The sequence below is a fragment of the Dietzia sp. IBK-p2-16D genome (genome assembly GCF_057773085.1).
On the sequence record NZ_JBYMTL010000001.1, the window covers coordinates 199,365 to 219,233 of the forward strand.

At 70.0% G+C, this 19,869-nt stretch carries 18 protein-coding genes; 6 read left to right on the plus strand and 12 right to left on the minus strand.

Going from position 1 to position 19,869, the window contains the following annotated elements; translation table 11 throughout:
- Window positions 1–95: 95 nt before the first annotated feature.
- Window positions 96–1,064, plus strand: coding sequence for a quinone oxidoreductase family protein (locus AC3DE3_RS00980; RefSeq protein ID WP_488368686.1), 969 nt, complete (start codon window positions 96–98; stop codon window positions 1,062–1,064).
- Window positions 1,065–1,085: 21 nt separating this feature from the next.
- On the opposite strand, the gene AC3DE3_RS00985 is transcribed toward AC3DE3_RS00980, so the two are convergent.
- Window positions 1,086–2,033: a heme o synthase gene (locus AC3DE3_RS00985; RefSeq protein WP_260489119.1), complete on the minus strand. Its 948-nt coding sequence runs from the start codon at window positions 2,031–2,033 to the stop codon at window positions 1,086–1,088.
- A gap of 269 nt (window positions 2,034–2,302) precedes the next feature.
- Here AC3DE3_RS00985 and tkt point away from each other — a divergent pair, with 269 nt between their 5' ends.
- From tkt to pgl, 5 genes are read left to right on the plus strand one after another with little or no spacing between them, the layout of a single operon-like run.
- On the plus strand, window positions 2,303–4,414 hold the full coding sequence (gene tkt, locus AC3DE3_RS00990) for a transketolase (protein WP_488368687.1): 2,112 nt from the start codon (window positions 2,303–2,305) through the stop codon (window positions 4,412–4,414).
- Entirely contained in the window at window positions 4,411–5,517 is a 1,107-nt protein-coding gene (gene tal / locus AC3DE3_RS00995) for a transaldolase (protein WP_260487562.1), read from the plus strand. The genes tkt and tal overlap by 4 nt, the downstream gene beginning before the upstream one ends.
- A complete protein-coding gene (zwf, locus tag AC3DE3_RS01000; protein WP_488368688.1) occupies window positions 5,514–7,094 on the plus strand; it encodes a glucose-6-phosphate dehydrogenase in 1,581 nt (526 codons plus the stop codon). Before tal ends, zwf begins: the two co-directional genes overlap by 4 nt.
- Window positions 7,091–8,011: a glucose-6-phosphate dehydrogenase assembly protein OpcA gene (locus tag AC3DE3_RS01005; protein ID WP_488368689.1), complete on the plus strand. Its 921-nt coding sequence runs from the start codon at window positions 7,091–7,093 to the stop codon at window positions 8,009–8,011. The genes zwf and AC3DE3_RS01005 overlap by 4 nt, the downstream gene beginning before the upstream one ends.
- A gap of 47 nt (window positions 8,012–8,058) precedes the next feature.
- The gene (gene pgl, locus AC3DE3_RS01010; protein WP_260487565.1) at window positions 8,059–8,781 is read left to right on the plus strand and encodes a 6-phosphogluconolactonase; all 723 of its coding nucleotides are present in this window, start codon (window positions 8,059–8,061) and stop codon (window positions 8,779–8,781) included.
- 187 nt (window positions 8,782–8,968) lie between these two features.
- Here pgl and secG read toward each other — a convergent pair whose 3' ends face one another.
- The 11 genes from secG to AC3DE3_RS01065 all read right to left on the minus strand — a co-directional run bounded on the left by secG (window position 8,969) and on the right by AC3DE3_RS01065 (window position 19,845).
- A complete protein-coding gene (gene secG / locus AC3DE3_RS01015) occupies window positions 8,969–9,202 on the minus strand; it encodes a preprotein translocase subunit SecG (RefSeq protein WP_260487566.1) in 234 nt (77 codons plus the stop codon).
- Between the two features lie 126 nt (window positions 9,203–9,328).
- Window positions 9,329–10,114: a triose-phosphate isomerase gene (gene tpiA, locus AC3DE3_RS01020; protein WP_260487567.1), complete on the minus strand. Its 786-nt coding sequence runs from the start codon at window positions 10,112–10,114 to the stop codon at window positions 9,329–9,331.
- Between the two features lie 28 nt (window positions 10,115–10,142).
- A complete protein-coding gene (locus AC3DE3_RS01025) occupies window positions 10,143–11,360 on the minus strand; it encodes a phosphoglycerate kinase (protein WP_488368690.1) in 1,218 nt (405 codons plus the stop codon).
- A 145-nt stretch (window positions 11,361–11,505) separates the two neighbouring features.
- Complete coding sequence (gene gap / locus AC3DE3_RS01030) at window positions 11,506–12,522, minus strand: type I glyceraldehyde-3-phosphate dehydrogenase (RefSeq protein WP_260487569.1); 1,017 nt, start codon at window positions 12,520–12,522, stop codon at window positions 11,506–11,508.
- A gap of 118 nt (window positions 12,523–12,640) precedes the next feature.
- A complete protein-coding gene (gene whiA / locus AC3DE3_RS01035) occupies window positions 12,641–13,624 on the minus strand; it encodes a DNA-binding protein WhiA (protein WP_260487570.1) in 984 nt (327 codons plus the stop codon).
- A 37-nt stretch (window positions 13,625–13,661) separates the two neighbouring features.
- The gene (locus tag AC3DE3_RS01040; protein WP_488368691.1) at window positions 13,662–14,657 is read right to left on the minus strand and encodes a gluconeogenesis factor YvcK family protein; all 996 of its coding nucleotides are present in this window, start codon (window positions 14,655–14,657) and stop codon (window positions 13,662–13,664) included.
- Window positions 14,658–14,665: 8 nt separating this feature from the next.
- Window positions 14,666–15,556 (minus strand): RNase adapter RapZ, encoded by an 891-nt coding sequence (gene rapZ, locus AC3DE3_RS01045; protein WP_488368692.1) that lies wholly within the window; start codon window positions 15,554–15,556, stop codon window positions 14,666–14,668.
- A 4-nt stretch (window positions 15,557–15,560) separates the two neighbouring features.
- Window positions 15,561–17,627 (minus strand): excinuclease ABC subunit UvrC, encoded by a 2,067-nt coding sequence (gene uvrC, locus AC3DE3_RS01050; protein WP_260487573.1) that lies wholly within the window; start codon window positions 17,625–17,627, stop codon window positions 15,561–15,563.
- Window positions 17,628–17,633: 6 nt separating this feature from the next.
- Window positions 17,634–18,107: a PH domain-containing protein gene (locus AC3DE3_RS01055; protein WP_488368693.1), complete on the minus strand. Its 474-nt coding sequence runs from the start codon at window positions 18,105–18,107 to the stop codon at window positions 17,634–17,636.
- Window positions 18,104–18,580, minus strand: a complete 477-nt coding sequence (gene ribH, locus AC3DE3_RS01060) for a 6,7-dimethyl-8-ribityllumazine synthase (RefSeq protein WP_488368694.1) — start codon at window positions 18,578–18,580, stop codon at window positions 18,104–18,106. Before ribH ends, AC3DE3_RS01055 begins: the two co-directional genes overlap by 4 nt.
- Window positions 18,577–19,845: a bifunctional 3,4-dihydroxy-2-butanone-4-phosphate synthase/GTP cyclohydrolase II gene (locus tag AC3DE3_RS01065; protein ID WP_260487576.1), complete on the minus strand. Its 1,269-nt coding sequence runs from the start codon at window positions 19,843–19,845 to the stop codon at window positions 18,577–18,579. Before AC3DE3_RS01065 ends, ribH begins: the two co-directional genes overlap by 4 nt.
- Between the last annotated feature and the right edge of the window lie 24 nt (window positions 19,846–19,869).

Sequence of the window (19,869 nt, forward strand, 5' to 3'; positions counted from 1 at the left end):
CCCCCGCCCCGCCCACGCCGGCACTCCCGCGAACAGGCGAACCGATGGACCCGCACCGGCTGCGTCGGGCCCGACCCTCCCGGATACTGGGCTCCATGAGAGCCATTGAGATCTCCGGACACGGTGGACCCGAGGTGCTGACGCCGGTCGAGGTGGACACGCCCTCCCCAGGGCCGGGCGAGGTGCTCGTGCGCACCACCGCGGTCGGGGTGAACTACATCGACACCTACTTCCGCGAGGGCATCTACTCCCGGGAGCTGCCCTTCGTCCCGGGTAGCGAGGGGACGGGAGTGGTCGAGGAGGTCGGCGAGGGCACTCCCGACCTGGTGGTCGGCGATCGGGTGGCCTGGTGCCAGGTGCCCGGGTCGTACGCGCAGTACGTGGTGGCGCCGGCCGAGTCGCTGGTGACCGTGCCGGAGGGGGTCGACGACGAGGTGGCGGCCTCGATGCTGCTGCAGGGACTCACGGCGCACTACCTGATCACCGACACCCACCGGGCCGTACCCGGTGACACCGTGCTGATCACCGCCGGCGCGGGTGGTGTGGGTCAGCTCCTCATCCAGATGGCCACGGTCCATGGCTATCGGGTGATCACCACGACATCGACCGAGGAGAAGGCGCAACTGTGCCGGAACCTGGGGGCGCACCACGTGCTGCTCTACCCCGAGGCGACCCCCGACAGGGTCCGGGAGCTCTCCGACGGCGGCGTCTCGGTGGTGTTCGACGGGGTGGGCCGGGACACCTTCGACGACAGCCTGGCCTCGCTGGCCCGTCGGGGGACGCTCGTGCTCTTCGGCGCGGCGAGTGGTCCGGTTCCCCCGGTGGACCCGCAGCGGCTCAACGCGGCCGGCTCGGTGTTCCTCACCCGGCCGAGCTTGGGTGACTTCATCGCCGGCACGGCGGAATTCCGCGAGCGCGCGGCAGAGGTCCTCGAGGGGATCGTCGACGGGTCGCTGCGGTTGTCTGTGGGCGCGGGCTTCGCCCTTTCGGACGCCGCTGAGGCGCACCGGGCACTGCAGTCGCGACAGACCACCGGATCCGTCGTCCTCGACCCCACCCGCTGAGCGGCGCGTGGGGTCGAGTGGTCAGGCGAGCGGGATGAGCTCTGCGACCGTCTGTAGTCCCAGGAGGGCGTCGACGGACAGCGCCACGAACACCCCGGCCAGGTAGTTGTTCGACAGGATGAACAACTTCAGGGGCTTGACCTCGATGCCGCGGTGGACCCCGGCCTCGAGACGGTGGGCCATGATGATGAACCACACGCCGAAGCCGACGGCGCCGGCGGCGTACACCCACCCGGCCGCGGGGATCAGTGCCAGGGTGCACAGGACCGTCACCCAGGTGTAGATGGTGATGCGGCGGGTGACGCCCTCGGCGGACATGACCACGGGCAACATCGGGACACCCGCGGCCTCGTAGTCCTCCTTGTAGCGCATCGCCAGCGCCCAGGTGTGCGGCGGAGTCCAGAAGAAGATGATGAGGAACAGGACGATCGCCTGCCACCAGTTGTGCGGCTGGCCCTCGGGGAGGTGGTCCGTGATCACGGCCCACGACACCAGCACCGGCATGCATCCGGCGGCTCCGCCCCACACGACGTTCTGGGCGGTGCGACGCTTGAGGATCATCGTGTAGACGAATACGTAGAAACAGATCGTCAGCAGGATGAAGAACGCGGCCAACCAGCTGCCGGCGAGCAACCCCAGCCAGAGCATGCTCGAGGCACCGAGGACCAGACCGAAGATCAGGGCGGCCCGGGTGCTGATCGCGTGACGCGCCAGCGGCCGGCGCTCCGTCCGCTTCATCACCTTGTCGATGTCGGCGTCGACCACCATGTTGAGCGAGTTGGCGCTGGCCGCCCCGAGCCAGCCACCCACCAGTGTGAGCAGGACCAATGAGATGGAAAGGCCCGTGTCGTCACCGCTCAGGAGGGCGCCTCGATCGGCCTGCAGCATCGCGGGGATCGCCGCGACGAGGAGCAGTTCGATCACTCGGGGCTTGGTGAGGGCGATGTACGCCATCACCACATCCGTCAGACGGGCTCGCCCGCTCGCCGGAGCCGGCCGCCCCGTGGACTCGGGAGGGGAGACGGATGGTCCCCCACTCCGGGTCGGGGTGGAATCGTGCACCGGAACTCCTCGCAGCAGACGTCAACGCACTACTGCGCCGATACTACGTCCCCCCTGCGCGGTCCGCGAAAGAGCGGGGGCGGGGACCGTACGCCCCGCCGCGCCCGCGACCACTAAGGTGGTTCACGACATACGCGCGGATCCGCGCCGCACCCTCAGACCCGGGAGAACCACAAGTGACCAGCGCGTCGGAGATCACCGAGCTCACCACTGCACGCCACCCGTCCGACTGGACCGAACTCGACACCCGCGCCGTGGACACCGCGAGGGTCCTCGCCGCGGAGGCCGTGCAGAAGTGCGGCAGCGGCCACCCGGGCACCGCGATGAGTCTCGCGCCGCTCGCGTACACGCTCTACCAGCGCATCATGCGGCACGACCCCACCAACCCCACGTGGGTCGGCCGGGACCGCTTCGTCCTGTCCTGTGGGCACACCTCCCTCACCCAGTACATCCAGCTGTACCTCGCCGGCTTCGGTCTGGAGCTGGACGACCTCAAGGCGCTGCGGACCTGGGGGTCCAAGACCCCCGGACACCCGGAGTGGCGTCACACCGACGGCGTGGAGATCACGACCGGCCCGCTCGGTCAGGGACTGGCCTCCGCGGTCGGCATGGCGATGGCCGCACGCTACGAGCGCGGTCTGTTCGATCCGGAGACCCCGTCGGGCAAGAGTCCGTTCGACCACTTCATCTACGTGATCGCCTCCGACGGGGACATCCAGGAAGGCGTCACCGCCGAGGCGTCCTCCCTCGCCGGCACCCAGCAGCTCGGCAACCTCATCGCGATCTACGACGACAACGAGATCTCGATCGAGGACGACACGAAGATCGCCTTCAACGAGGACGTCGCGGCACGCTACGAGGCGTACGGCTGGCATGTGCAGACGGTGAACGGCGGCGAGGACGTCGCCGCCATCGAGGAGGCGATCGCCGATGCGCGCGCGGTCACCGACAAGCCGTCTCTCATCGTGCTGCGCACGATCATCGCCTACCCGGCTCCCACGATGATGAACACCGGTGCCTCTCACGGCGCGGCGCTCGGCCAGGACGAGGTCGACGCGGTCAAGGAGGCGCTCGGTATGGGCGGTACCGATCCGTTCACGGTCGAGGACGAGGTGATCGCCCACACGCGGGCCGCCCGCGACCGGGGTGCCCGCGTCCACGCGCAGTGGAGCGACATGTTCCACGCCTGGGCGGAGGCGAACCCGGAGCGGAAGGCGCTGTTCGACCGTCTCTACTCGGGCAAGCTCCCCGAGGGCTGGGACGCCGGGCTCCCGACCTGGGACGCCGATGCCAAGGGTGTCGCCACGCGCAAGGCCTCGGCGGAGGCGATCCAGGCGCTGGGTGCGGCCCTGCCCGAACTGTGGGGCGGTTCCGCGGACCTGGCGGGGTCCAACAACACACCCATCAAGGGTGCGGACTCCTTCGGCCCGGCGACCATCTCCACCGACACGTGGACCGCGTCGCCCTACGGCCGGAACCTGCACTTCGGTGTCCGCGAGCACGCGATGGGGGCGATCCTCAACGGAATCGCGCTGCACGGCCCCACCCGGCCCTACGGCGGTACCTTCCTGATCTTCAGTGAATACATGCGTCCTGCGGTCCGGCTGGCCGCACTGCAGGGCAGCAACGCGTACTACGTGTGGACGCACGACTCGATCGGTCTGGGCGAGGACGGCCCCACCCATCAGCCGGTCGAGCAGCTGGCCGCCCTGCGCGCCATCCCCGGGTTGGCGATCCTCCGCCCGGCCGATGCCAACGAGACCGCGGCGGCGTGGCGCGCCATGCTGGAGGCGCTCGATGGGCCCAAGGGCCTGTGCCTGACCCGTCAGGACGTCCCCGTTCTCGAGGGCACCAAGGAACTCGCCCGCGAGGGCGTGGAGCGCGGCGGATACGTCCTCGCCGAGGCGTCGACGGGCACTCCCGAGGTGATCCTCATGGGCACCGGGTCCGAGGTGCAGCTGGCCGTCCGGGCACGTGAGGTCCTCGAGGCGGAGGGGGTGCCGACCCGGGTGGTCTCCATGCCGTGCGTCGAGTTCTTCGATCAGCAGGACGCCGGGTACCGCGAGTCGGTGCTCCCCCGCTCCGTCCGTGCCCGGGTGAGCGTCGAGGCCGGCATCGCCATGCCGTGGCACCGGTTCATCGGGCACGCCGGTCGGGCCGTCTCGCTCGAGCACTTCGGCGCCTCCGCGCCCTACCAGACCCTGTTCACCGAGTTCGGGATCACCGCCGATGCGGTGGTCTCCGCGGCCCGCGAGTCCCTCGCGGCCGCCCGAGGGGAGGCATCATGACCAACGCCAATCTCGCCGCCCTGAGCGCTTCCGGCGTCTCCGTGTGGCTCGACGACCTGTCGCGGCAGCTCCTGGCCTCCGGCGAGCTCGAGAAGCGGATGTCCGCGTACTCGATCGTCGGCGTGACGACCAACCCCGCGATCTTCCAGTCGGCACTGGCCGACTCCTCCGCGTACGAGAGTGCGCTCGCCGAGGCGGTCCGGGCCGATCGCGACGTGGATTCCGTCGTCCGGGCCCTGACCACGTCCGACGTCCGCGACGCCTGTGACGTGCTGGCGGACATCCACCGGACGACCGACGGGGTGGACGGCCGTGTCTCCCTCGAGGTGGATCCCGGTCTCGCGGACGACACCGCGGGAACCGTCACCCAGGCGGTGGAGCTGTCCGAGGTGGTCGACCGACCGAACGTCATGATCAAGATCCCCGCCACCGCCGCGGGCCTGCCGGCCATCACGGATGTCATCGGCAAGGGGATCGACGTCAACGTCACTCTGATCTTCTCGGCGGCGCAGTACCGCAAGGTCGCCGAGGCGTACCTGACCGGGCTCGAGCAGGCTGTCGCAGCAGGGCACGACCTGTCCGCCATCCACTCGGTGGCGTCGGTGTTCGTCTCCCGGCTGGACACCGAGATCGACTCCCGACTTCCGGGATCGTCCGACCTGCGCGGCCAGGCCGGGCTGGCGAACGCCCGCCTGTGCCAGGAGGTCTACGACGAGGTCTTCGACCCGGCCGGTCGCTTCGGTGAGTTGGCCGATCGCGGGGCCCGCCCCCAGCGTCTCCTGTGGGCCTCTACGGGGGTCAAGGACCCGGCGTACCCGGACACCCTCTATGTGACCGGTCTGGTCACCCACGGCACGGTCAACACCATGCCGTTCGGCACCATCGAGGCGTTCGCGGACCACGGCGTCGTCGAGGGCGACACGGTCCGCGGCACCGCCGAGGCGTCCCGGGCCACTCTCGACGCCGTGCGCGCCGAGGGCGTGGACTTGGAGGAGGTCTTCGCGCTCCTGGAGCAACAGGGCGTGGAGAAGTTCGTGACCGCCTGGGACGATCTGGTGGACACCGTGCGGGCGCGGATCGACGAGATCCCGACCGGGTCGTGAGCGGCTCCGACGGCGGGGGCACACGGGTCGACGAGGTCCCGGGGGGAGCGCCGGAGGGATGGTCCAATCCTCTCCGCGACCCGCGGGACCGTCGGCTCCCCCGGATCGCGGGGCCGTCCGGCCTCGTGATCTTCGGCGTCACCGGTGACCTGTCCAAGAAGAAGCTCATCCCGGCGATCTACGACCTGGCCAACCGTGGTCTGCTCCCGCCGGGTTTCTCCCTGATCGGGTTCGGACGTCGGAAGTGGGCGCACGACGAGTTCGCCGCGTTCGCACGCGAACAGGCCCGGGAACGGTGCCGTACCCCGTTCCGAGAGGACGTGTGGGAGCAGCTCGCCGCCGGGCTGAGGTTCGTCACCGGGACCTTCGACGACGACGAGGGCTTCGATCGCCTCGCGGCCCAGCTGGAGGCCCTGGAGGCCGAACGTGGGACCGCCGGCAACTACGCGTTCTACCTGTCCATCCCCCCGGACGACTTCCCGACCGTCTGCCGGCACCTCGATCGCACCGGGTGCACCCGCGGTCCGGAGGGATCCTGGCGCCGGGTCGTCATCGAGAAGCCCTTCGGACACGACCTGGCCAGCGCGCGCGAGCTCAACGCCGTGGTGGGTGCGGTGTTCCCCGAGGACTCGGTGTTCCGCATCGATCACTATCTGGGCAAGGAGACCGTCCAGAACATCCTCGCATTGCGTTTCGCCAACCAACTCTTCGAGCCGGTGTGGAACGCGAACCACGTCGACCACGTCCAGATCACCATGGCCGAGGACATCGGTCTGGGTGGCCGGGCCGGCTACTACGACGGCATCGGCGCCGCGCGGGACGTCATCCAGAACCACCTCATCCAGTTGATGGCGCTTATCGCGATGGAGGAACCGACAGACTTCTCCGCTGCCGCTCTGCGGGCGGAGAAGACCAAGGTCCTCGAGTCGACCTCGCTGGCGCTGCCGATAGCCGAGACGGCCGCGCGAGGTCAGTACGCGGGGGGTTGGCAGGGATCCGAACAGGTCGTGGGGCTGAAGGACGAAGAGGGGTACGACCCCTCCTCGACCACCGAGACCTATGCCGCGATCACCCTCGAGGTCCACAACCGGCGCTGGGCGGGAGTCCCGTTCTACCTCCGCACCGGTAAGCGTCTGGGACGGCGCGTCACGGAGATCGCCGTAGTCTTCCGCCGCGCTCCGCACCTGCCGTTCGACGCGACCATGACGCAGGAGCTCGGCCAGAACGCCCTGGTCATCCGGGTCCAACCAGACGAGGGTGTCACCCTGCGCTTCGGTTCCAAGGTCCCCGGCACCGCGATGGAGGTCCGGGACGTCAACATGGACTTCGCCTACGGCGAGGCGTTCACCGAGTCCTCCCCCGAGGCGTACGAGCGTCTCATCCTGGACGTCCTCCTCGGAGAGCCCTCGCTCTTCCCGGTCTCCCGCGAAGTCGAACTGAGCTGGCAACTGCTGGACCCCGTCCTGCAGGAGTGGGAATCGGACGGGACCCCCGAGCAGTACCAGGCGGGTACCTGGGGGCCGAGTGGCGCCGACGAGATACTGGCCCGCAGTGGCCGCGCATGGAGGCGACCGTGATCATCGACCTACCCGACACCTCGACGCGGGAGATCGCCAAGAAGCTCGTGCAGATCCGCGAGGACGCCGGGTTGAGCACCATCGGACGGGTCCTGACACTGATCGTGATCACCGATCATGTCCGCGGCAGTGAGTCCGCGATCGAGGCGGCCAACGAGGCCAGCCGGGAACACCCGTGCCGGGTCATCGTCGTGATCCGCGGTCGCCGCGCGGACGTGGACAGGCTCGACGGTCAGATCCGCGTCGGGGGCGACGCCGGCGCGGCAGAGGTCGTCGTGCTGCGCACCTCCGGCGCGATGGCGTCCCAGTCTGCGTCCCTGGTGACCCCGTTGCTGTTGCCGGACACGCCACTCGCCGTGTGGTGGCCCCGCCACTCCCCCACGCTGCTGTCCGAGGACAGGGTGGGCAGACTCGCGAGGCGTCGGATCGTCGACTCTGACGCGGAGGGGCACCCGACCGATGCCCTGGCCAAGCGGGCGGCCGGGTACTCGCCCGGCGACACCGACCTGGCGTGGGCGCGCATCACGCACTGGCGATCGCTGCTCGCCGCAACGCTGGACAGCCCGCCGTTCGAACCCATCACCGGAGCGACGGTGTGCGGTCCGGAGCGGGCGGCCTCGGTGGACCTGGCCGGTGGTTGGCTGGCGTCGCGTCTCGGCATCGACGTCCTCCGGGCCGTCGGGCCGAGGATGGTCGTCCTCGAGCGGGCATCCGGGTCCATCGTCCTCGAGCAGATCAGCCCCACCTCGGCCGAGCTCCGCATCACCGGTCAGGCGCCCACGCGGGTCGCCCTCGTCGGTCGGAGTATCGCCGACTGTCTGTCGGAGGAGCTGCGGCGCATGGACACCGACGGCGTGTACGCGGATGCCCTGGCGAACCATGACCGCGTCATCTACACCTCGGCCTCCGTCCGCTGAGCCGGGGCTCGCGTCAGATCCCGACCACACCCACGACAGGAGCGCCGATGTCAGTCACCCGTCATCTCGTACACCCGGATTCCGAGGCCCTCGCCGAGGCTGCAGCACTGGCGACTGCCGGGCATTTAGGCGACCGGATCGCGGTGGCCGGGCATGCGACCCTGTCCCTCACGGGTGGGTCGGTGGGCGTGAAGACCGCCGCCGCGCTCGCCCGGGCCGACATCGACTGGAACAGCGTGACCGTCTTCCTGGGTGACGAACGCTTCGTCCCGGTGGACGACGCCGAACGCAACGACGGGCAACTCGACGCCGTTCTGCTCGGCGTCATCGGCGACCGTGCCGTCATCCACCGGTGGCCGGCGCGCGGCCCCGAGTTCGACGACGTCGATAGCGCAGCCGAGGCATTCCTGCGGGCCGTGGACCTACCCGCCGGCGATGGACCGCTGTTCGACGTCACGCTGCTGGGTATGGGACCCGAGGGACATATCGACTCGATCTTCCCGCACTCCCCGGCGATCGCCGAGGTCGAGCGGCTCGCGGTGGGCGTGCGTGACTGTCCCAAGCCCCCGCCTGAGCGGCTCACCTTCACCCTTCCCGCCGTCCGCCGGTCGCGGCACGTGATCGTCGTGGCCGCCGGCGACGGGAAGGCTGAGGCGGTGGCGAAGGGCCTCGGCGGGGCCGATCCCGCGGACTGGCCGGTCGCCGGCGCCGTCGGCATGGAGTCCACCACCTACCACCTGGACGGACCGGCCGCTTCGATGCTGGGTTAGACAGCTGCTGGGTTAGACAGTTGGTGCGTCAGAGAGATGGCGCGTCAGACAGATGCTGGGCTGACCGGACACCGGGGTGCACCATTCCGTCCTCAACGGACGAAACGGGGTGCCTGTCCTTCCGTTGACGGAAGGCGGGCACCCCGCTCGTGTGGGCGACGACTCGGTCGCGCCGGAGTGTGGTGGGTCAGCCGAAGCGGACCATGAGGCCGACCGCCACGATGGCGATGACCCACAGGATCGCGACGACCACGGTGACGCGGTCGAGGTTCCGCTCGACGACGCTGGACCCGGAGAGGCTGGACTGGACGCCGCCGCCGAACAGCGAGGACAAGCCACCACCCTTGCCGCGGTGCAGCAGGATGAACAGCATCAGCAGCAGGCTGGTGATGATGAGGAAGATGTCCAGGGCGAGCTTCATGTAGGGATCGTGCCTCACGTCGGGTCGGGCGGTCGGGTGCGACCGCTACAGACTACCCGGTCGGGTGTCCGCGGCGAATCCCGGCGCGCCCGACCCGGCCGGGCCGGGCGCGCCGGGGTGGGTGGGTCAGGGCAACGGGCCGCCGGCCGCGATGGCGGACAGCTGGGCGAACTCATCCGGCTTGAGCGAGGCTCCGCCCACCAGACCGCCGTCGACGTCGGACTGCTCGAGTAGTTCGCCGATGGTGCCGGCGTTGACGCTGCCGCCGTACAGGACCCGCATCTGCTCGGCGGTCGCGTCGTCCGCGAGATCGGCCAGCGCCGAACGGATGGCGGCACAGACCTCCTGGGCGTCGGCCGCGGAGGCGGTCTTGCCGGTCCCGATCGCCCACACGGGCTCGTAGGCGATCACGGTCGAGGCCAGCTGGTCCCTGGTCAGACCCGCCAGGGAACCCTTGAGCTGGTTCACGACGAAGTCGACGTGGTCCCCGGCCTCGCGCACCTCGAGCTTCTCACCGACGCAGACGATCGGCGTCAACCCGTGCTTGTGGCAGGCGGCGGCCTTGGCGGCCACGAGCTCGTCGGTCTCCGAGTGGTAGTCCCGCCGCTCGGAATGGCCCACGACGACATAGGTGCAGCCGAGCTTGGCTAGCATCGCCGCCGAGATCTCGCCGGTGTAGGCACCGGACTCGTGGACGGAGACGTCCTGGGCGCCGTAGGCGAAACCGAGCTTGTCGCCCTCGATGACGATCTGGACACCGCGGATGTCCGTGAACGGGGCGATGAAGGCCACGTCCACCTTCTCCAGGTACTTGTCCGGGAGTGCGAAGGCGACCTTCTGCACGAGTGCGATGGCCTCGAGGTGGTTGAGGTTCATCTTCCAGTTGCCGGCGATGAGCGGGGTGCGTGCCATGTTCTCTCCTGTGGTCTCGGGGTCCGGATCAGTTGCTGCGCTCGAGGGCGGTGACGCCGGGCAGCTCCTTGCCCTCCAGGTACTCCAGCGAGGCCCCGCCACCGGTGGAGATGTGCGAGAAGTTCTCCTCGCCCAGACCCAGAGTGCGGACGGCCGCGGCGGAATCGCCGCCGCCGACGACCGAGAACGCGCCGTTCTTCGTCGCGGTGATGATGGCCTCCGCGACCCCTCGTGTCCCGGCGGAGAACGCCTCGAACTCGAACACGCCCATGGGGCCGTTCCAGAAGACGGTCTTGGCGGTGGAGAGCTTCTCGCTGAATGCCTTCACCGACTCGGGACCGATGTCCAGGCCCATCTTCCCCTCGGGGATGGCGTCGGCGGCGACCGTGGTGTGCGGCGCGTCGGCGGCGAAACCATCGGCGGCCACCACGTCCACGGGCAGGCTGATGACGTCCCCGAACTTGGCGAGCAGATCCTTACAGGTGTCGATCATCTCCTCCTGCAGCAGGGAGGAGCCGACCCCGTGACCCTGGGCGGCGAGGAAGGTGAAGCACATACCGCCACCGATGACGAGGCTGTCGACCTTGGGCGCCAGGGCTTCGATCACGGCGAGCTTGTCGGACACCTTGGACCCGCCCAACACGACCGCGTAGGGGTGCTCGGGGTCACCGCTGAGGTTCGCGAGGACCTCGACCTCGCTCCGGACGAGGTCCCCGGCGTAGGCCGGGAGGACCTTGGCGACGTCGTACACGGACGCCTGGGCACGGTGGACCACCCCGAAGCCGTTCGACACGAAGGCCCCGTCCTCGCCCACGAGGCTCGCCAGTTCGGCGGCGAACTCGGCCCGCTCCGCCTCGTCCTTGCTCGTCTCGCGTGCGTCGAACCGGACGTTCTCCACGAGGAGGACGTCGCCGTCGGTCAGACCGTTGGCGCGCTCGCGGGCATCCGGACCCACCACGTCTCCGGCGAGCTGGACGTAGCGTCCGAGCTCGTCACCCAGCTTCTCGGCCACAGGGGCGAGTGAGAACTCGGGATCGGCCTGCCCCTTCGGACGGCCGAGATGCGCCGTGATCACCAGCGCCGCGCCGGCGTCCAGCAGGGCGTTGAGCGTGGGCAGCGAGGCCGTGATACGGCCCGCATCGGTGATGGTCGTGCCGTCGAGCGGGACGTTGAGGTCGCAGCGGACGAGGATCTTGCGGCCCTCTACGCCGGCGTCGAGCAGGTCGTTGAGCGTGCTCACGGCCATGTGGTGGGACTCCTGTCGGAAGAACGGTGGTGATGGTGGGTGGTACGCGGTACCGGACTATGTGCTCCGGGCCCGGTCGGGACGCTGTGGGCGTTCCCGGACCGGGCCCGGATCGTCGTACTGGGGATGAAAGTCCCGAGAGTTCTCAGAGGGACTTGCCGACCAGGCCGATGATGTCGGCGAGGCGGTTGGAGTAACCCCACTCGTTGTCGTACCAGGAGGCGATCTTGATCTGGCCGTCGATCGCCTTGGTCAGCGGCGCGTCGAAGATGGACGAGTGCGGGTCACCGACGATGTCGGAGGAGACGATCGGGTCCTCGGTGTACTTCAGGATTCCCTTCATCGGACCCTCGGCGGCGGCCTTGATCGCGGCGTTGACCTCGTCGACCGAGGCCTTCTTCTCGAGCTCGACCGTGAGGTCGGTGAGCGAACCGGTGGGCAGCGGGACGCGCACGGCGTACCCGTCGAACTTGCCCTTGAGCTCCGGGAGGACGAGCGCGACGGCCTTGGCGGCACCGGTCGAGGTGGGCACCATGTTGATGCCGGCGGCGCGGGCACGACGCATGTCGCTGTGGGGCGCGTCCTGGAGGTTCTGGTCCTGCGTGTAGGCGTGGATCGTGGTCATGAGGCCCTTGACGATCCCGAACTCGTCCGAGAGCACCTTGGCGACCGGGGCGAGACAGTTGGTGGTGCAGGAGGCGTTGGAGATGATCGTCTGCGAACCGTCGTACTCGTGGTCGTTGACGCCCATGACGACGGTGATGTCCTCGTTCTTGGCCGGCGCCGAGATGATGACCTTCTTGGCGCCGCCCTCGAGGTGGCCCTTGGCCTTCTCCGCATCGGTGAAGATGCCGGTGGACTCGACGACGACGTCGACCCCGTAGTCGCCCCACGGCACGGACGCGGGACCCTCCTTGACGGCGAGGGCGCCGATCTTCACACCACCGACGGTGATCGACGAGTCGTCGAACGTGACGTCCTTGCCCAGACGACCCAGGATCGAGTCGTACTTGAGCAGGTGAGCGAGCATGTCGTTCGTGGTCAGGTCATTGACGGCCACGATCTCGATGTCCGTCTTGCCCTCGGCCTTGAGAGCCTCCACCGCGCGGTAGAAGTTGCGGCCGATACGTCCGAATCCGTTGATGCCTACGCGCACGGTCACGTGTTGTCTCCTTATTGGTGGTGCGAGAACGCTTGACGTCACCAGGGCCGGGTGGAGCCCGGGACGTGATCCAGACTACCCGCCGCGGGGCGCGCCCGTGCAGGGTGCTCGGGGTGGATCAGCCTTCGTCGAGCATGTCCTCGGTGACGACGGACTCGGTGTCGGGGATTCCGAGATCGGCGGCCTTCCGGTCCGCCATGGACAGGAGTCTCCTGATCCGGCCGGCGACCGCGTCCTTGGTCATGGGCGGGTCCGCGAGCTGGCCGAGTTCCTCGAGCGAGGACTGGCGGTGCTGGACGCGGAGTTCACCCGCGGCGAGCAGGTGATCGGGGACGTCCTCGGCGAGGATCTCCAGGGCGCGCTGGACGCGGGCGGCCGCGGCCACAGCGGCCCGGGCCGACCTGCGCAGGTTCGCGTCGTCGAAGTTGGCGAGCCGGTTGGCCGTGGCGCGGACCTCCCCCCGGGATCGGCGCTCCTCCCAGATGTCCCTGGTGGAGGTGGCGCCCAGTCGGGCGAGGAGGACCCCGATCGCCTCGCCGTCGCGGATCACCACCCGGTCCCCGCCGCGGACCTCGCGGGCCTTGGCGGTCACACCGAGACGCCGTGCGGCGCCCACGAGCGCCATCGCGGCCTCCGCCCCCGGCGCGGTGACCTCCAGCGCGGACGATCGACCGGGCTTGGTCAGCGACCCGTGGGCGAGGAACGCGCCCCGCCACGCAGCCTCGGCGGCGGCGACGGAGCCGCCGACGACCGCGGCGGGGAGCCCACGGACCGTCCGGCCCGAGTTGTCGACCAACCCGAGTTGGCGGGCCAGATCCGCACCCCGGTCGATGACCCGCAGGACGAACTTTCGGGCCGGTCGCCCTCCCGAGCCCCCGATCGGGTGGATCTCGCACGGGACGGAGAACAGTGCGTCGAGTTCCCCGGCGAGACGATCCGCGATCTCCCCCGAGTCCACCTCGGCCTCGATCACGAGTCGGTTGGACAGGACCTGGAGGGTGCCGGCGAACCTCAGCAGCGCGGCCACCTCGGCCTTCCTGGTCTCGGTGTTCCCCACGGGAACCCTCACCAGTTCGGACTTGACCTGTGCGGTCAGTGACACGCCCTGCTCCTTCGTTCTCGGCTCATCGTCCCGTTCCTCATCGCACCGAGTCGGCGAGTGCCGAGGCGAGCAGTGCGGGGTCGTGGACAGGCCTCATCGTCCCATCCGCAGCGGTCCTGGCGATCTCCGCGGTCATCACCCGTGCCCCGAGTCCCGCCGCCGCCCGGTCGAGATGCGCGCGTTCGGTGGCGCTCAGCGGCATCCTGGGGTCCACGAGCAGGACGTCGAAGTCAACTTCGGGCGCATGCTGACGCAGCACGTGGAGATGCTGCTCGGCGGAGAAGCCGGCGGTCTCCCCCGGCTGCGGCGCGAGGTTGAGCACGAGAGCCTTCGTCGCCGTCGTCCGCTTGAGGGCGGACGCGATCTCGGGCACGAGCACGTTGGGGATCACGCTGGTGAACCACGACCCGGGGCCGAGCACCACGAGGTCGGCCCCGGTGATCGCGCCGACCACGCCCTCCGCGGCGGGCGGACCGTCCGGGATGAGGGTGACCCGGCGGACGCTGCCCGGGGTCGTCGCGACGGCGACCTGTCCGATGATCGTCCGGACCACACGGGGGTCCGCCTCCAGTCCGACGACCTCGGCCGCGATGTCGAGGGCCACCGGGGACATCGGGAGCACGCGGCCGGTGACGCCGAGCATCGATCCGACGGCGTCGAGCGCCTCGATGGGGTCACCCAGCAACTCCCACAGGCCGGCGAAGACGAGGTTGCCCACCGCGTGCCCGGCCAGTGCGCCCGTGCCCCCGTAGCGGTGTTGGAAGAGCCTCGTCAGGAGCGCGTTGTCGTCCTCCTCGGAGGCGAGGGCGCACAAGGCCATCCGCAGGTCCCCCGGTGGGAGGATCCCCAGCTCGCGACGCAGCCGACCGGAGGAACCGCCGTCGTCCGCGACCGTCACGACCGCCGTGACGTGGTCGGCGACGAGGCGGGCTGCGCGGAGGGTCGCGGACAGGCCGTGACCGCCGCCGAGGGCGACGACGGACGGGATGCTGCCGGTGTCGGCGGTGTCGGTGCTGTCGGTGTTGTCGGTCATGTCCGGCCTCACTCCCGCCCGAGGTCGCGGTGACGGACGTGGACCTCGACCGCGTCGAGGCCGGTCAGTCGGCCGGCGAGCGACTCGGAGATCGCCACGCTCCGGTGTTTGCCCCCGGTGCATCCGACCGCGATCGTCATGTATCGCTTGCCCTCGCGTCGGTACCCGGTCATCGCCAGCCGGATCATCGAGACCGCGGCGCGGAGGTATTCCTCGATCGACTCGTCGGCGAGGACGTAGTCCTGGACGGGCTTGTCCCGCCCCGTGTGCGGCTGGAGCTCGGGTATCCAGTGCGGGTTGGGGAGGAACCGCATGTCCAGCAGCATGTCGACGTCCACGGGGACGCCGTACTTGAACCCGAACGACTCCACGGTGAGGTGGAAGTCGAACCCGAGGTCGCCGAAGGGGGTCTCCAGTCGGTGGCGCAGGTCGTGCACGCTCAGCGACGAGGTGTCCACCACGACGTCGGCACGCCCGCGTAGTCCCTCGAGGATCTTGCGTTCACGGGTGATGCCGTCGATCAACCCGCCACCGGATTGCAGGGGGTGGGAGCGGCGCACGTTGTTGAACCTGCTGACCAGAGCCTCGTCCGAGGCCTCGAGGAAGAGGATCCGCGCCTGCGGACGGTCGTCGATCAGCTCGAGGAGGTCCCCGAGGTGCTCGTCGAACCCGAGGCTGCGGGTATCGGTGACGATGGCGAGGCGGAGGGGCTCGTCGTCGGATTCCCCGAACCGGGCGAGCAGTTCTCCCACGAACGCCAGCGGGAGGTTGTCGACGACGTACCAGCCGAACTCCTCGAGGACCTTGGATGCGGTGCCCTTCCCCGCCCCGGACATACCGCTGATCAGCAGGAGCTCGCGCCCTCGCTCGCCGTGGCCGTCGTCGTCACCTGCGTCCATCGTGTCACCTCGTGTCGTCGGTCTGTGCCCGGTCGGCTTGCCCGTCCGAGTCTTCCACGTCGGTGGCGGCCGCGTCCCCGGGCCCGGTGTCGGTGCCGAGCGTCGAGTGGATCGCGGCCGCGACCCCCGGACCGATCCCGGGTACCGCGCACAGGTCGTCGATGCTCGCGGCGCGCAGTGCGGACACGGTCGGGAACTTCTCCACCAGCGCGGCCCGTCGGGACGGGCCGAGGCCCGGGACATCGTCGAGCACCGACGCCGTCATCCGCTTGGACCGGGCGCCCCGGTGGGCCCGGATGGCGAACCTGTGGGCCTCGTCGCGCAACCGCTGGAGCAGGAACAGCCCCTCACCGTGGCGCGGGAAGATCACGGGGTACTCCTCCCCGGGCAGCCAGATCTCCTCGAGTCGTTTGGCGATCCCGATCACCGGCACGTCGGTCACGCCGAGCTCGGACAGGACCTCGGCGGCGGCCTCGACCTGCGGTCGGCCACCGTCGACCACGAAGAGCTGCGGTGGGTAGGCGAACCGGCGGGTGGCGGGCGCCGTGTCCCGGGCTCCGACGTCGTCGACCGGGCCGTCGGTCTCGTCCGGCGTGACGGCCGGGTCCTCGTGGTGGCGTCGGAAGCGACGGCGGGTGACCTCGGCGATGCTGCCGACGTCGTCGGAGTGGCCGTCGCCGGCGGCGTCCCGGATGCGGTAGAGCCGGTAGTCGCTCTTGCGCGGGATCCCGTCCTCGAACACCACGAGGGAGGCCATGACGTCGGTGCCCTGGGTGTGGGAGATGTCCACGCACTCGATGCGCAGGGGTGCCGAGTCCAGCTCGAGAGTCTCCTGGATCTCCTGGAGTGCGGCGGAGCGGGCGGTGAGGTCGCCGCTGCGCCGGAGTTTGTGCTGGGTCAGGGCCTCGACGGCGTTGCGGTGGACCGTCTCGGCCAGGGCCCGCTTGTCGCCGCGCTGGGGCACCCGCAGCGAGACACGGGAGCCGCGGAGGCCCGAGAGCCAGTCCGCGAGCTCGTCCGAGTCCTCGGGCAGGGCGGGGACCAAGACCTCCCGTGGCACCGCGGCTGCGATGTCCCCGGATTCGGCGGCTTCGGCCAGATCGGCCTCTCCCCCGTAGAACTGGGCGAGGTAGTCGGAGACGACCCCGGGGACGGCCCGGGTCGCGTCGAACTCGCCGTCCTCGTCCACCCCGTGGGCGTGCTCGACGACCCATCCGCGCTGGCCGCGGATCCGCCCTCCGCGGACGTGGAACACCTGGACGGAGACCTGGAGTTCGTCGACCTCGACGCCCACCACGTCGGCGTCGGTGCCGTCGCCCAGCACGACCGCCTGCTTCTCCATCGCACGCCGCATGGCACCGAGGTCGTCCCGGAGGCGCGCGGCGCGCTCGAAGTCGAGGTCCGCGGAGGCCTCGAGCATCCGCTTCTCGATGCGGCGCATGATCGCATCGGTGCGCCCGGCCAGGAAGTCGATGAGCTCGCCCACGATCACACGGTGTTCGTCCGGGGTCACCCGGCCTATGCAGGGGGCGGCGCACTTGTCGATGTACCCCAGCAGGCAGGGTCTGCCGAGCTGGGCCTGACGCTTGAACACCCCGGCCGAACAGGAGCGCACGGGGAACACCCGCTGCAGCGTGTCGAGGGTGTCGCGGATGGCCCACGCGTGTGAGTAGGGGCCGAAGTAGCGGGTACCCGGTCGCCGGGGCCCCCGGTAGACGAACGCCCTGGGGAACTCCTCGCCCACGGTGACCGCCAGCATCGGGTAGGTCTTGTCGTCGCGGTAGCGGACGTTGAACCGCGGATCGTATTTCTTGATCCAGGTGTACTCGAGCTGCAGCGCCTCGACCTCGGTGGACACGACCGTCCACTGCACTCCGGCCGCGGCGAGGACCATCCGTCGGGTACGGGGGTGGAGGAGCGACAGGTCGGCGAAGTACGAGCTCAGTCGGCTTCGGAGGTTCTTGGCCTTGCCGACGTAGATGACACGCCCGTGCTCGTCACGGAAGCGGTAGACCCCCGGCTCGGTCGGAATCGAGCCGGGGGCCGGGCGGTAGGTACGTGGATCGGCCACAGCGGGTCAGCGGTCGGCGACGGTCTCGGGGTCGGCGGCCGAGGGCTTGTGGGCTCGCACGGCCTCGCGCAGGCGCGCCATGCCGTCGATCCCGTGTTGGCCGTCGATGGTCTGGATGGCCCAGATCCCGGCGTGTTCGTAGGCCGGGAGCTCGAGCCGGGGCCAGTAGCTGGAGCGCGGGAACGTCAGCCCCACGACGTCGTCCCACCCCCAGGTCCGGACGCGCAGTGGCCCGCGGAGCTCCACGCCCTGCTGCCCGACCCGCACCCGGATCCGCAGGAGGGTGAGCAGGACGCCGGCGAAGATGAAGCCGATCACGACGAAGGCCAGTTGGTCGGCGACCCCGATCGTCACCCCGGTGTCACCGCGGACGAGGATGACCGCCCACACCACGTGGACGATGACGATGAGCACCGCCACCGCGATCGCGGTGGTGCGCATCCGCCGGGGCCGGTGTTCGAAATCCCAGCTCTCGTTCATCGACCGGTCCTCAGGCTGCGGAGGGCGATCGCGGCGCCGAGCGCGGCGGCCACGGCCTCTCCCCCCTTGTCTTCTGCGGCGCCCTCGTGGCCGTCGCGGTCGCGGGCCTGGTCCTCGTTCTCGGTGGTGAGCACCCCGTGGGCGACGGGGGTGGCCTCGTCCAGTGCGATGCGGGTGAGTCCGTCGGTCACCGACCGGCAGACGTAGTCGAAGTGCGGGGTGGAGCCCCGGATCACCACGCCCAACGCGACCACGGCGTCATGGGACCGTGCGAGCTCCTGCGCCACCACGGGCAGCTCCACGGCGCCGGTCACGCGCGCCACGGTGACCACCGCACCGGAGGCCTCGGCGACGGACAGGGCCCGGTCCATGAGCTGGGTACAGATCTCCTGGTGCCAGGTGGAGGCCACCACCCCGAGCCGCAGCCCGCGGGCGTCGGGGATCACGAGCTCGGGTCTACCGCTGCCGCTCATCGCTGATCTTCTCCGTCCACGTCGGCGCCGGCCGGGCCGGCGGGCCCCTCGTCGAGTCCCTCGAGCAGGTGACCCATCCGGTCTCGCTTGGTACGCAGGTATCGCAGGTTCTCGGGAGTGACCGCCGTCGGCATGGGCACCCGGGCCACGACCTCGACCCCACCGGCACGCAGCGCGTCCGCCTTGGCGGGATTGTTGGTCATCAGCCGCACCCGGGTCACGCCGAGGTCCCTGAGCATCTGCGCGGCGAGACTGAAGTCGCGGGCATCCGCGGGCAACCCCAGGTCGAGGTTGGCGTCCACCGTGTCGCGCCCGTCGTCCTGCAGTTGGTAGGCGCGCAGCTTCTGCACCAGGCCGATCCCCCGGCCCTCGTGTCCACGCATGTAGAGCACGATCCCGCGACCCTCCTCGCAGACCGCGGCGACCGCGGCGTCGAGCTGGGGTCCGCAGTCGCAGCGCAGCGAATGGAACACGTCGCCGGTCAGGCACTCGGAGTGGATGCGGACCGAGACGGGGTCGTCGCCCGAGATGTCACCCGCGACCATCGCCACGTGCTCGACCCCCTGCAGGGTGTCGCGGTACCCGTGGGCGGTCATGGTGCCGGCCGGGGTGGGGATCCGCGCGGCGGCCTCGTGCACCACCTGGACCTCGTTCGCGCGACGCCACGCCTGGAGTGCCTCGATGGTGATCATCGCCAACCCGTGCTCGTCGGCGAACCGCCGGAGCTCGGGGGTGCGCGCCATGGTGGTGGGGTCGTCCTCGGAGACGATCTCGCAGATGACGCCGGCGGGGCGCAGCCCCGCCAACCGGGCGAGGTCGACCGCGGATTCGGTGTGGCCGGGCCGGGTGAGCACGCCGCCGGGACGGGCGCGCAGGGGCACCACGTGGCCGGGGCGGGTGAAGTCACCGGGCACGGTGTCGTCGGCGGCGAGCAGACGTGCGGTCCGGGCGCGGTCGGCGGCCGAGATCCCCGTGGAGACGCCGGTGCGCGCGTCGACGGTCACGGTGTAGGCGGTGTCGTGGCGGTCCTCGTTGATGGCGCGCATGGGCGGCAGGTCCAGTCGGAGGCAGTCCTCGGCCTCGAGCGCGACGCACACGTATCCGGACGAGTACCGGACGAGGAAACCCATGAGTTCGGGTGTGGCGAGTTCGGCGGCGAAGATCAGATCGCCCTCGTTCTCGCGGTCCTCACTGTCCACCACCACCACGGCCCGTCCCGCCGCGATGTCGGCGATGGCTCGATCGATGCCGTCGAAGGTGGTCACTGCTGCGGGTTCTCCTCAATCAGG